The following is a 13,130-nucleotide window of genomic DNA, read 5'->3' as shown; positions in this document are numbered from 1 at the left end:
AGTGTCGGCATGACAATCGCCCTAACCGGAAGCAACGGCTTCCTCGGATGGCACACCCGTGTCCTTGCGCATAGCCTGGACAGGACGACGGAGCCTCTGCCTCTCGGAGACAAGTTCGACATCGGCTCGGCTACAGGGCTCATGGAGAGGGCTACAACCCTTGTCCACATAGCAGGCGTCAACCGCGGTGACGACGACGCAGTCCGAGAGGGCAACGTGAGATTCGCCCAGCAACTCGCCAAGGCACTGGGCGAGGCGACATCGGTTCCAGCCACGGTGGTCTACGCCAACTCCATCCAGGCCGGCAACCAGAGTCCCTACGGTCAGGGAAAGCAAGAAGCCGGCCGGATTCTTAGGAAGGCAGCCGAAGATGCCGGCGCGACTTTCGTCGACGTAAAGCTTCCGAATCTCTTCGGTGAGCACGGGAAGCCCTTCTACAACTCGGTCGTCGCAACCTTCTGCCAGCTCGCTTCGGAAGGCAAGCCTCTGGAGGTGAAGGACGATAAAGAACTGCGGCTTTTGCACGTGCAAACGGCTGCAGAAGTTCTGCTCGGAATTCATGCGCCCGACGATGCCCACAATTTGGCAACAGTCAGGAAAGTGAGCGAAGTTGCGGAACTGATAGGGTCCATGGCCCATTCGTACACGGACGGCACTATTCCGGATATTGCAAATACATTTGAACGTGATCTGTTTAATACCTATAGGTCATTTTTGGTCGGCGAGCGGCTTCCCATCATGCTGAATCGGAAGGAAGACGCCCGAGGTGCCTTTTTTGAAGTCATCCGCAGCGCTGGCGGGGAGGGGCAGGCCTCTTTCTCTACCACGGAGCCAGGCGTGACGCGGGGGCAGCACTACCACCGGCGTAAAATCGAGCGATTTACCGTTCTTTCAGGTACCGCCGAAATCGCCATGCGAAAAATGTTCTCTAATGAGGTTCTGACGTTCCCTGTGACCGGTGAAAATCCAGTTGCTATCGATATGCCGACAATGTGGTCCCATAACATCACCAATGTTGGATCGGATAAGCTTTATACCATGTTCTGGATCAATGAAATATTTGACCCAGCCTCTCCCGACACCTTCCCGGAGGAAGTATGACCGACGCTGGCCGCAGGCTAAAAGTACTGACCATAGTAGGAACACGACCCGAGATCATCCGCTTAGCGGCTACGATCCGACGGCTTGATCGCAGCACCGACCATGTGCTGGTCCACACGGGGCAGAATTACGATTATGAACTCAATGAGGTTTTTTTCGAGGACCTCGGGCTGAGGAAGCCCGACCACTTCCTTGAAGCCGACACGTCGTCCCTCGGCGCGGTATTGGGTTCGATACTGGCCAAGACCGAGGAAGTGCTGCTGGCCGAAAAACCTGACGCCATGGTTGTTTTGGGTGACACCAACAGTTGCATCTCTGCCCTCATGGCCAAGCGTATGAGAATCCCCGTCTACCACATGGAAGCAGGGAACCGTTGCTTCGATGAGAACGTGCCGGAGGAGACCAACCGCCGCCTGGTCGATCACGTAGCAGATTACAACCTCGTCTACACCGAACACGCCCGCCGCAATCTCCTGGCGGAAGGGCTCCACCCCTCAAGGATCCTCCTGACAGGTTCTCCGATGAAGGAGGTGCTGCAGGGTAATGCCGACGCCATTTCCAGCAGCGACGTTCTTGAGAAGCAGAACCTCACCTCAGGCGGCTACTTCATGGTGAGCGTTCACCGCGAAGAGAATGTGGACAGCCCGGAACGTCTGGCAGAGATCCTTAAAGCCCTCCAGACGCTCAGCCGCCGGTACGAAGTTCCGGTCCTGGTGTCGACCCACCCGCGTACTCGCAAAAGGCTCGAAAGCCAGCCGGAAGAGCTGAAGGAGGGACTGCGCTTCCACCCCCCGTTCGGCTTCAACGACTACGTGAAGCTCCAGCAGGAAGCAAAGCTGGTCCTCTCCGACAGCGGGACCATCAGCGAAGAATCCTCACTGCTCGGCTTCCCCGCCGTCACGCTGAGGGACGCTATTGAGCGGCCTGAATCGCTCGACACTGCGGCCATCATCACGACGGGTGTCACCGCTGATGCGATCGTGGACGCAATTGAGATTGTCTTGGATCAGTTCCAGAACGATGGACCGCCGGTCGTTCCCGCTGATTACCAGATCAGCGATACGTCGCGCCGGACGGTGAACTTCATTCGGTCGACTGCCCACACGCACCACCAGCGGACGGGAATTTTCGTCAACATTGACAGGAACCGCTGACCATCGCTGAGGACGACTGCGTCATGGTTCGCCAAGCCGCAGTCTGATCGGCTCGTCGAAGACTTTCGTCGCGAACACAGACGCCCCGCTGGATAATCCGGCGGGGCGTTTGCTGTTATTGGGACGGGGCGGACCCGGCTGTTGGAGACTAGTAGGTTACTTCGGTCCCCGCGCTCTTTAGTAAGTTATGATCCGGGAGGCATATTCCGGGAATGCAGCCCGCAGTTCGGGCAGGAGCTCTGGATCGACCATGACATCGAGTTCCGGCATTTTCTCCAATATGGCAATCATTGCGTTGGGCACCTTGGAAGGACCTTTATATAGCGGGCTTACCAGGGGAATGGCAGGTTCGACCTTGTTCGTCCACTTGCCTTGAAGCGTCAGGGACCACTGCGCCGCTAGGAGGGGGTCAAAGAAATCGTTGAAGCCGGCGTAGATGAAGGTTCGTTCCTGCTTGACCCGGGATATGGCGAGAAGCTTGGGAATCAGGGGCGGCATTGGTCCCGAAAGTGCGGTCGTTTGCTGAAGGAGTGCGGTGGCGCCACTTGCGGTGGGCTTGAGCCCTTGCTCGCTCATTCCGGTAAAGGGCAGTCCAAAAAACTGAGTCGCCCCCAGGGTCGTCAGTAACGACGCTGCCACGAAGGTCTTACGGCCGCTTTTCTTGAGAAGGATCGGCGACCAGAGTTCCGCAACACCAATCACGGTGCAGACGATGGCGACAATTTCCACTGCCAGGAACGACTTGTGGAAGTAGTAGGTCACAGATCCCGACTGCACAAGTTGGAAGATGCCAAGCGCCAGCAGGAGGGCCGCCCCGAAGAGCGGTGTAGCCAGGACATGTAAAGAAGTGAGCGTCCCGTGTCTGTGCTCCTCGCTTCCGGCCTTGCGCCGCGAGAAGAAGGCGAGGGCAACAAAAGCGTTAGCGATGACGCAGAGGACAGCGACGCCGGTGTCAGCCAAAGCGATACCGCCGTTCGTCGTGAGCACGTCGCCAGCGGAGAGCGCGTGGAGCTGCCAGACAGCAGCGCCCAGTGCAGCCACGCCGACGACCGCTATGGCGGACTGTACGGTGACGTCCCAACTCCTTAGCTGCGTACGGTGTCGAATCAAGTGCCATCCGTAAACGGCGACGCTGGGGAGGCAGAGGACGAGGAGGAGAATCCAGCCGTGGGCCACTCCCACCAGAGCCATCGTAAGGGCAGCTGAAGCGAGCGACGGCGGGATGACCCGCCTCAGTTGAACTATGGCGATGCACGCCACGCAGAGAGCCACACCCAGCCCGAAGTTGGGGAACGCACCGAACACCGGAATCGACCCGGGACCCACAATCCAGGCCGTTGCGACGATCGTGACAAGCGGCAGTGTGACGAGGAAATTCCGCCGTAGTACCGGGAGCGAAGTCAATCCAGCGATGACCATCACTGTGCCGAGAATCGTAACCGCCCCGATCAGCCGGCAAAAGAGCACAAGCTCCTCGCCCGGATCGCCTGGTCTGCTACCGGCGACAACTTCCGCCAATGTCGCTAACAGCGAGTGGAACCCTTGAGGGTAGGTTGCGGCGGACCAGGGGCTGCCGTCCGCGGAGGCCGGGAGGACGGCCAGGACCGCCCCATGGTTTCGAATCATGTCGTACATGTTGAAGTGGGGTGCAAAGTCCCAAGACCTGGTGAGAAGCAGAAGTGCTTCCTCAGGGGAGCGGACCGAAATGAATCCCTGAACCACCCAAAGAGAAGCGAGGGCCGCTACGACAGGCAGAATGTCAACAACGTTTGCATACGGCAAAAACGATCGGAGAGGCCGCCGTGTCACGATCCAGAAAGCTGCTGACGCCGTAAGACCGGCAGCCGCTAACGCCAGAACGAAGGAGCCGCGGTCAAGCCCCGGCACTGGACCGGAGTACCACCAGATAATCGGTGCCAAGCCAGCGATGCCGACACTGGCAACAAGAATGCGCTGGGAGAAGCTCCGCGACGTCGGAATGAGGAGCAGGACGAAACCCAGGAGAATTCCAAAGCGCCAACCCGTCAGTGCTCCAGAGTTTCGCACGGCTACAACGGCAAGAAACGCGAGAAAAGAAATGACCAAGAGCAGCAGTATCTGGGAAAGTGAGATTTTTGGTCCGCCGGTGGGCCGGTTGCGCGGGCGCGCACTCCGGGTTGGTGCTGATGAAACTGAGTGCAGATCCGGGCTGAGCATGATTCCTTAGCGGTCGTGGTCAGCCGGCATTTCCCCCGATGTCACGACCTTCGTTAATTCAGGGCACCTCGAAAGGCGCGGAAAAGGTACAGAGTAGACACCTATGAGTCTACGTCGTTCGCGATGGGCGTCCTTACGTGGTGCGAGGCCCTAGTCCTTGGGTGATTGCGGACCAGTCTCCAGTCGCGGCGTTTCGCCCTGCGGACCTGCGGTAGAAAACGCGTGGAAATCGTGCTCCAGCCGCTCTACCGCGGTGCGCATGATGGCGACTTCCTCCGCAAGGGTGCGGTTCTCGTCCTCCACGACGGAGAGTTCCCACGAAAGATGCAGACAGACGCCCAGCAGCAGAACAATGCACAGGGCAAAGAGCAAGTTCGATGCGACTTGGATACCGACAATCTTGCTGACGCCAGTGAGGAGGTCGGGCCAACCGGCCAGGACCAGGGCACTGGCTCCGATGATAAGCCACAGCGCGGCGTATTTCTCACGGAACACCTTGCGGCGGACCAGTTCAAGAACGATCGCAACCATGACGAGGGCGAAGATGAATGGAGGCAGTGTGTTTCCCATCAGGCGTTGCTTTCCCCTACGGCTATCTGTGATCGGCTGCGTGTCATTGCAAAAAGTAAGGCAAATACGGACCTAAGCAGGTAGATGGCAGATTTTGCCGGATTATGGCTGGGCGTCCCGCCCTGGCGCGGCCGCATGGCCACGGGGATCTGGGTCACTCTGCACCCCGATTTGATCGCAACTACCAACGAATCAATGGTGTCGCCAAGATACTCGGCCGGATAGTGATCCAAGTACTGTGCGATGGCTCTCTTATTCCCGGCACGGAACCCCGACGTGACGTCGGTAAGCTTCGTCCGAGCAAGACGCGAGATCACAGCCGCCAAAAACACCATCGCCCACTGCCGGGGACCGGAAACTCTATAGTCGCCCTTGGAGGCGAAGCGGGCGCCGATGGCGATGTCTGCCGACTCCAGCCCCTCCAAGACGGAGGAGATCTCCCGCGGATCGTGTTGACCGTCGGCATCCACCTGGATGACGGCGTCGTAGTTGTGGCGGTCCGCATACTTGAACCCGGCGCGCATCGCGCCTCCCACACCCATGTTGAAGGGGAGGCGGAGGACGGTCGCGCCCGCGGCCGCTGCCACATCGGCCGTTCGGTCCGTTGAGCCATCATCAACAACCAGAACGTCGTAGCCTTCGTTCAGATTGATCACTTCGGCGACCGTGTTTCCAACGGTTTCGCCTTCGTTCCAAGCTGGCATGATCACTAACACATGGCGGGCGTCTGGGCTAAGCATGATGCAGATTCTACGCTGAAACGTATCTGCGCCGAATTCGTGTCCCGCCTCCGGAGGGCTTTCCGGCCGCCCCCATCCCCGGGGCGCTGGTATTATCTAACGGTTGCAGCCCATGTTCGTTGCCGCAGCCACCCTGCAGACCAAGGAGACAAGTTGTTCAAGAACAAGACACTTTTGATTACCGGGGGCACTGGCTCGTTTGGGAACACTGTACTGAAGCACTTCCTGCACACCGATATCGGCGAGATCAGGATCTTCTCGCGGGACGAGAAGAAGCAAGACGATATGCGGAAGGCTTACAACAACGACAAATTGAAGTTTTACATCGGGGATGTGCGGAACATCGAGAGTGTCCGCGAAGCAGTCCGCGGCGTCGACTTCATTTTTCATGCGGCAGCTCTGAAGCAGGTTCCATCGTGCGAGTTCTTCCCGATGGAAGCCGTTCGCACCAATGTCCTGGGGACCGACAACGTGCTCACCGCCGCCATCGACGCCGGCGTCAAGAAGGTTGTCTGCCTGTCCACCGACAAGGCCGCCTACCCGATCAACGCTATGGGTACGTCCAAGGCGATGATGGAGAAGGTTGTCATCGCGAAGTCGCGCAACGTGGATCCGGCGGACACCCTCATCTCCTGTACGCGCTACGGCAACGTCATGGCTTCACGCGGCTCGGTGATCCCGTTGTTCGCGGATCAGATACGAGCAGGGAAGCCCCTGACCGTAACGGATCCACACATGACGCGCTTCCTGATGAATCTCGATGAAGCCGTTGAGCTCGTTCTTTTTGCGTTTGAAAATGCCAACCAAGGTGATCTCTTCGTTCAGAAGGCGGATGCCTCATCCGTCGGTGACTTGGCGACGGCCATGAAGCGTCTCTTTAACTCGGACGTCGACATCAACGTCATTGGCACCCGCCACGGCGAGAAGGCCCACGAGACCCTGCTGACGCGCGAAGAGCGGGCTAAATCCGAGGACCTTGGCGGCTACTTCCGCGTTCCCGCCGACACCAGGGATCTCAATTACGAGAAGTTTGTGGATTCTGGTGACATTGTCAACGAAGAACTCGAGGAATACACCTCACACAACACGCAGCAGTTGACCGTCGATGAAATCATCGAAAAGATCAAGACGACGGATTATGTACAGGAACTCCTGCCGTCCATCACTCCGGTCCCCTAAGAATGACATCTCGCCCCAAGGTACTTGTAGTCGGGCAGCACTTCTGGCCTGAAGGTTTTCGCATCAATGATATTTGCGATTTTCTGGTCGAGTCAGATGTGGATGTGGAGGTACTCTGCGGATTGCCTAACTATCCGCAGGGATCGCTCTTCCCAGGCTACACGTGGCGGGGACCCTACAAAGAGAATCACAAGGGCCTCAAGATTTACCGGGCCCCGGAAATTCCGCGGGGCGATAATTCCAGCCTGCGTATTTTCTTGAATTACGTATCCTTTCCGCTGGGCAGCCTTTTGCATCTGCCACGGTTGCTCTTCGGAAGATACGACAAGATCTTCCTTTATCAGCTTTCGCCGGTAATGATGTCAATCACGGGTATACTTGTGTCGAAGCTTCGCGGTATCGAGTCGACAATGTATGTGCTCGACCTTTGGCCGGAAAATCTTTTCTCTGTTCTGGACATTAAGAACCGTTTCTTGCGCCGCCTGGTCGAGCGAGTCTCCCACTGGCACTACCGCCAGCCCGACAAAATCATTGTCTTGTCTGAACAGATGCGAGCAAAGATTCAGAGTATTAGCGGTCTGCCGGACGATCGTCTGGCGGTCGTTCCGCAGGCATGCGAAAGCCTGTACGAACGGGAAATCATTGACGAGGATTTGGCCTCACGACTCGGTGACGGGTTCAAAGTTGTCTTTACGGGGAACATCAGCCCGGCTCAGTCGTTCGAAACCATGATCGAGGCGGCTGCACTTCTCAAAAGGGAAGGCCTCACCGGTATCTCTTGGATCATCGTCGGGGACGGCATGAGCCGAAACGACGTCGAGCAACAGGTCAAGGATCGCGGTCTCGAGGACGTTTTTCGGTTTGAGGGTCATCACCCCGTCACCGATGTTCCCAAGTACACCACACTCGCGGACGTCCTGGTTGGTTGCCTGGTGAAGAGCGACCTGCTGGAGGCGACCATACCGGCAAAGGTCATGTCATACATTGCGTCCGGACGGCCGCTCGCTCTCGCCATGGATGGCGAAGTTCGCTCTCTCGTGGAAGACCAGGCTCAATGCGGCCTCGTTGGACCGGCCGGCGACAGCGAAGCTTTGGCGGACAATATCCGACGGCTTTACGAACTGTCAGCCGAGGACCGTCGGCGTCTTGGCGAAAGTGGTAAGGCCTACCACTTTGCCAACCTAGAGCGGAGCATTGTCCTGGGCCGGCTGAAGAAATTTCTCCTCTCACCGGCTTGATTAGTTGCACTGGCAGCTTTTCAGCATGCCGCAGCGCCGGTCTCAGCAGTGTTCCTGCGGGCCCGCCTTTCACGGCTGTGGCTCGGCTCGGTTCTCCTGCGGGCTTTCGGCGGGGTCGGTTCTATTGGCGGGGAAGTGCGCTGGACGGTCCTATGCCGCAGATGTGCCGAACGTTATTGGCACCTCGGCGACGTTTCAGGACGCCGACTCGGTTCTTCTGGCGCGAATCATCCGGGCTATGGCCAGGGAGTGGACCAGAATCCCGGCGATAGGCCCGAGCGACAGGCTGAAGATACTCCTGACCTCCACCCCAGCTGGGAGCAACAAGATTACAACTGCAACCACAGTGGCCGTCAGCCAACCTGCGGAGTACGCGCGGTGTTGACCCAAACCGATCACGATCGTGCCGAGAAGGGTAAGGACTGCCATCAGTACTGCTGCAAGCGTCAGTGCCGCCAGCGCCCATCCTGCCACCGCGTAGCTGGGGCCGAAAATGAGCATCAACCACGGCCCCACGAGCCAAGCAGCGATGGCTCCTACGACTCCCATCGCAAGGAGGATACCCAGCGGCTTCCGGAGGGTCCTCCATCCGTCGTGTGGGTTCTTCACAACTTCGGATAATGCCACGCCTTGAAACGCCTGCAAAGGGACCATGATGGGTGCCCTTGTGAGCGAGATGGCCAAAAGTATGGGTGCGGAGAGGGCGTAGTCGGCCGGGGAAGTCGTCAGCTTCAACAAAATTGGAAAGGCAACGATAAGGGCGGCGGAGGATGCCGCCGACAGTAGGGCATGGCCGGTGTTTTGTAGCAACCGGGGGAGGGCGACGTCGCCTTTGGCCGCTAGAGCGCTCCGGGCGCCGGGTGAGACCAGCAAGACCAGCAACCACGCAGCAAGCGCGGCTAGACAGGCCATTTCGATGCCAACAAGGGAGGCAGTGGCCACGGCTGCCAAGGCGATGGCGCCCAGGCGCAAGAGTGCTTCAAGGGACACCAGACCGGCAAACAGCGTCCATTGATCGCTACCTTGGGCGGCACCTGCCAATGTGGCGTGGCAGGAAAAAAGAACGGCTGTCAGGACAAGGGCCGCAACAACCAGGGCGGCGTCTTGATGGAACACGAAGGTGGTTAGCAGTGGCGATAGCGCCGCGATCACAACTGCCGCAGCGAGGCCAACGATCAACCCGGACGTGAAGACCCTCGCGCCCTTGGCGGTCGCAGAGTCAGTCTTGAGCCGTGCCGCCCCAACAGCTCTCGTTGTCTCGGCCTGGACACCACCCAGGACACCGCAGACGAAGAACAACGCCGCCCAAAAGGAGAGGAATTCCGCGTTATCGGCGGGCGATAAAGCGTGGCTTGTGAGAAACAGGATAACTATTCCGGCCGCGGCCGCCGTAATTGATGCCGCTCCTACGCGGGCTGCGGATTTGGCCGAAATTCTTCCACCATCGCCGGGGGAGTCATCCGGGACGAACTCGGAGGATTGGGTAATATCCGTCAAATCAGGTCTTTCACGTAGTTATGAAGCGGCTCTGCTGCCGGCATCGCTAAACAGTCAATCTCCGGGTAGCGACGACAGACCATGTTCTCGAACAACGCCAAGGTCGTGCTGGACCATAGCCGCCACAATGTCTTCAAAAGTCGCGGTAGCCCGCCAACCCAGGGTGTCGGATATTTTTGTGGCGTCACCCCGCATTTCGGGGGCATCCACTGGACGACGGAATTTCGGGTTAACGTCGATCAGAGACAGTCCCTCCGAAACGCCTGCCGCGAGGAACGCGGCCTCGGCAAAGTCCCGTACGCTGCGTGAGACTCCCGTGGCCACCACAAAGTCCTCCGGCTCTTCGGCAGAAGCAATGCGAACCATGGCGTCGACGTAGTCCGGGGCCCATCCGAAGTCTCGGACTGCGTCAAGATTTCCAAGGCTCAGGCGTTCCTTGAGTCCAAGCGCGATGGCGGCCACACCTAGAGTGATCCGACGAGTAACGAAGCTCGACGGCCGGCGAAGTGACTCGTGGTTATAAAGGACGGCAGAACTGGCGAAGAGTCCCCGGGCCCGGTACGTGCCCACGGCATGATGGGCCAGCGCCTTGGCCGCACCATAGGGCGTGATCGGCCTCAGGGGGGTGCCCTCATTTTGGGGCACTTCTTTGGCTTGACCGAAAATCTCGGCACTCGATGCCTGAAGGAACCTGATCTCGCGCCCCGTGCGCTGTTGAAGTTGCCAAGCAGCTTCGAGCATTGCCACTGCAGCGGCGCCGGTGCTGACAACTGTCTCATAGGGTCGTTCCCATGACGCGGCCACGGAACTGATTCCACCAAGGTTGAAAATAGTGTCCGGGGCAAGGCCGCCAATTAGCTCGGCGAGGCGTAACGGGTCCGAAAGATCTCCTTCGTGGAGCGTCACGCCGCCGGCCTCGTGCTGCCGAGGATTGGCATCCTCGGCTCGAACCATCCCGTGGACGTCCCAGCCGGCTTCGACCAGCTGCTCGGCCAAGTAGGACCCGTCCTGGCCCGAGATCCCAGTCACCAGTGCTCTCTGGGGGTGGCCGGACCCGCCACGGGATGACTCCAGCGTCATTTGGCGAGCAACCGCTGTTCCACAAGGTCGCTCTCGACCATCATGGTTACCAGCTCATTGAAGGAAACCTTTGGCTTCCAGCCCAGAACGCGCTGTGCTTTCGTAGCATCGCCAATGAGCAGGTCAACTTCGGCAGGGCGCATGAACCTGGGGTCTTGGCGGACGTAACGACGCCAGTCTTCCAGCCCGGCTGCAGCGAATGCGGCCTCGAGGAGCTCTTCAATGGAGTGGGTTTCGCCCGTAGAGATGACGTAGTCATCTGCTTCCGGCTGCTGCAGCATCAGCCACATAGCCTCGACATAGTCGCCCGCGAAGCCCCAGTCCCGCTTGGCATCCAAGTTCCCCAGGACGATCTCATCTTGCAGGCCGAGTTTGATGCGCGCAACAGCCTGGGACACTTTGCGGGTAACGAACTCAGGGCCGCGCCGGGGAGACTCGTGGTTGAACAGGATGCCACTGGATGCGTGCATTCCGTAGGACTCGCGGTAGTTGATCGTCATGTAGTGACCGAAGACCTTCGCAACGCCGTAAGGGGAGCGCGGCCAAAGGAGGGTCTCCTCCTTCTGCGGAACTTGCTGGACCTTGCCGAACATCTCCGAAGAGGAGGCCTGATAGAACCGGACCTTGCTCACATCGTCACCAGCGTACAAGCGGGTGGCCTCGAGAATGTTCAGGACGCCCTTTCCAGTGACGTCCGACGTCATGGACGCGTTTTCCCACGAGTACGCTACGAAGGAAATGGCGCCCAGGTTGTAGATTTCGTCGGGCTGGGCGATGCCTAGGACGCGGACCAGCGAGGAGACGTCGGTGAGGTCCCCGGTCAGGAGCTTCACGCCGGGAACAGTCTTGCTAACGAGCTCGTATTTCGGGTTGTTCTGTCCCCGGATGAGGCCGAAAACTTCGTATCCCTTGGAGAGCAGGAGCTCCGCAAGATAGAGACCGTCCTGACCGGTGATGCCGGTAATGAGCGCACGAGGCATGGGGGAATTTCCTTTAAGTCGAAGAGTCACGCACAGCCACTATATAGGGTGACCACCGGAGACCTGTTGAGTTAAACCTTTGTGAGAGCGCGCTGCTGCACAGCGTAGCGATAGGCCGCTTCGTGAGCTTCGGCGCATTTTTCCCACGTAAACCTCCGAACTTGCTCAAACCCCTTGGCTTGAAGCTCGGAGGTCCGCCCAATGGCTTCGACGATTGCGTCGGCGATGGCCCGGGGCGAGTGAGGATCGAACATCACGGCCGCGTCGCCACACACTTCCGGGAGTGAACCCGCAGTGGATGAGGCCACCGGGCAACCGGATGCCATGGCTTCCAAAGGAGGAAGGCCGAACCCTTCGTAGAGGCTCGGAAAAACGAGGCATTTAGCCTTTCGGTAGAGCTCAAGAAGCTCCTGAAACGGAACCAGACCCTTGACGTCGACGTTCGCGGGAACATTGGTGAGGCCTTCCAAGCCCCCTCCCGTCAGCACGAGCGTGAGCTCCGGCCGCTCCGTCATCAAGAGTCTCATTGCTTCAAAGAGCACCGTGTGGTTCTTATGCGCCCACCCCCGGGCCGGATAAAAGATGAAATTTTCTCTTTCGCCGATATTGGGGGTGAACTGTTCCGAGTCGACGGCCAAGTGTGCGGTGAAGACCTTCTCGGGTGCAATTCCCAGGTGTTCGACGATCGTGCGTTTGGCGAAATCGCTGATGGTCACGACGGCGTCGGCCTTTCGCGCCGCGCGCTCATAGAAGAAACTCCGGTAGATCCGCTCCACGCGGCTGAAGAGGTGCGGAAGGTCACGGTGCTGGACGTCGCAAAGAGACTGCACAGTCGCCATGGACCGCGGCGGAGAGGGAAGATTGACGGCGAAAGGAACGTGGAAAACGTCGTTGCCTTCCATTCTCGCCACGAGTCCTTTGCGATGTAGGAAGCCCTGGAGGAGTGTCTTGATCCTCTCCTTGGACGACGGCCCGCCCGAAACTTCCGGGCACACCACTTCGGGTATCTCACCGGAGAAACCCTTCCCTACTCCGCTAACGAAGGTCGTCGCGGCGACTCCCTTGGTGCTGGCCAGCCCGCGGAGCAACCCGCGAGCGTAAGTTTCGCCACCACCCATCGCCCCGGGGACCAACGTCAACATCGCGATTGCGACTCGGAGAGGTCGGTTAGTGGGAGTGGGCCCGTCGGTCATTTGATCTTCGCGCATCAGTCAAGCTTAGCCTGCGGTGTATGAGGCCCGCCGCAGTGCACGTTCGTTGGGAGCGGCACTTGCTGGGGCCGGCGATGGGGCGTGAATTTGTGTTGTGGGTGGGTCATCGGGTGAGGGTGGTTTTGGTGCCGGTGGTGGGGGACGAGTCGATGCGGCCGCCTTGGAAGTTTTGTGCGGTGTTTCC

The 13,130-nt window shown here is 58.9% G+C and carries 11 protein-coding genes; 4 read left to right on the top strand and 7 right to left on the bottom strand.

The window, feature by feature from the left end; genetic code table 11:
* Positions 1-9 precede the first annotated feature (9 nt).
* A complete protein-coding gene (locus QWJ39_RS00055) occupies positions 10-1,101 on the top strand; it encodes an NAD-dependent epimerase/dehydratase family protein (protein WP_290255668.1) in 1,092 nt (363 codons plus the stop codon).
* A complete protein-coding gene (gene wecB / locus QWJ39_RS00050; protein ID WP_290255667.1) occupies positions 1,098-2,255 on the top strand; it encodes a UDP-N-acetylglucosamine 2-epimerase (non-hydrolyzing) in 1,158 nt (385 codons plus the stop codon). Before QWJ39_RS00055 ends, wecB begins: the two co-directional genes overlap by 4 nt.
* 177 nt (positions 2,256-2,432) lie before the next feature.
* Here wecB and QWJ39_RS00045 read toward each other — a convergent pair whose 3' ends face one another.
* The 3 genes from QWJ39_RS00045 to QWJ39_RS00035 form a co-directional block, all read right to left on the bottom strand.
* Positions 2,433-4,340 carry a hypothetical protein gene (locus QWJ39_RS00045; RefSeq protein ID WP_290255666.1) on the bottom strand — a complete coding sequence of 636 codons (1,908 nt, stop codon included), beginning with the start codon at positions 4,338-4,340 and terminating at the stop codon, positions 2,433-2,435.
* 261 nt (positions 4,341-4,601) lie between these two features.
* Positions 4,602-5,021: a DUF2304 family protein gene (locus QWJ39_RS00040; RefSeq protein WP_290255665.1), complete on the bottom strand. Its 420-nt coding sequence runs from the start codon at positions 5,019-5,021 to the stop codon at positions 4,602-4,604.
* Positions 5,021-5,761, bottom strand: coding sequence for a glycosyltransferase family 2 protein (locus tag QWJ39_RS00035; RefSeq protein ID WP_290255664.1), 741 nt, complete (start codon positions 5,759-5,761; stop codon positions 5,021-5,023). Before QWJ39_RS00035 ends, QWJ39_RS00040 begins: the two co-directional genes overlap by 1 nt.
* Positions 5,762-5,914: 153 nt before the next feature.
* On the opposite strand from QWJ39_RS00035, the gene QWJ39_RS00030 reads away from it, so the two are divergent.
* A complete protein-coding gene (locus tag QWJ39_RS00030; RefSeq protein ID WP_290255663.1) occupies positions 5,915-6,940 on the top strand; it encodes a polysaccharide biosynthesis protein in 1,026 nt (341 codons plus the stop codon).
* Positions 6,941-6,942: 2 nt separating this feature from the next.
* Positions 6,943-8,178, top strand: coding sequence for a glycosyltransferase family 4 protein (locus QWJ39_RS00025; protein WP_290255662.1), 1,236 nt, complete (start codon positions 6,943-6,945; stop codon positions 8,176-8,178).
* Between the two features lie 195 nt (positions 8,179-8,373).
* On the opposite strand, the gene QWJ39_RS00020 is transcribed toward QWJ39_RS00025, so the two are convergent.
* The 4 genes from QWJ39_RS00020 to QWJ39_RS00005 all read right to left on the bottom strand — a co-directional run bounded on the left by QWJ39_RS00020 (position 8,374) and on the right by QWJ39_RS00005 (position 12,853).
* Positions 8,374-9,675: a hypothetical protein gene (locus tag QWJ39_RS00020; protein WP_290255661.1), complete on the bottom strand. Its 1,302-nt coding sequence runs from the start codon at positions 9,673-9,675 to the stop codon at positions 8,374-8,376.
* A gap of 54 nt (positions 9,676-9,729) precedes the next feature.
* Positions 9,730-10,755: a GDP-mannose 4,6-dehydratase gene (locus QWJ39_RS00015; RefSeq protein ID WP_290255660.1), complete on the bottom strand. Its 1,026-nt coding sequence runs from the start codon at positions 10,753-10,755 to the stop codon at positions 9,730-9,732.
* The gene (locus QWJ39_RS00010; protein ID WP_290255659.1) at positions 10,752-11,735 is read right to left on the bottom strand and encodes a GDP-mannose 4,6-dehydratase; all 984 of its coding nucleotides are present in this window, start codon (positions 11,733-11,735) and stop codon (positions 10,752-10,754) included. The genes QWJ39_RS00015 and QWJ39_RS00010 overlap by 4 nt, the downstream gene beginning before the upstream one ends.
* Positions 11,736-11,806: 71 nt before the next feature.
* Positions 11,807-12,853: a glycosyltransferase family 1 protein gene (locus QWJ39_RS00005; protein WP_290256455.1), complete on the bottom strand. Its 1,047-nt coding sequence runs from the start codon at positions 12,851-12,853 to the stop codon at positions 11,807-11,809.
* Positions 12,854-13,130 lie beyond the last annotated feature (277 nt).

It is taken from the genome of Arthrobacter sp. YD4, assembly GCF_030410515.1.
Lineage (GTDB): Bacteria > Actinomycetota > Actinomycetes > Actinomycetales > Micrococcaceae > Arthrobacter.
Note: the sequence above shows the minus strand (reverse complement) of the source record. Positions and strands in the feature narration are given on the sequence as shown.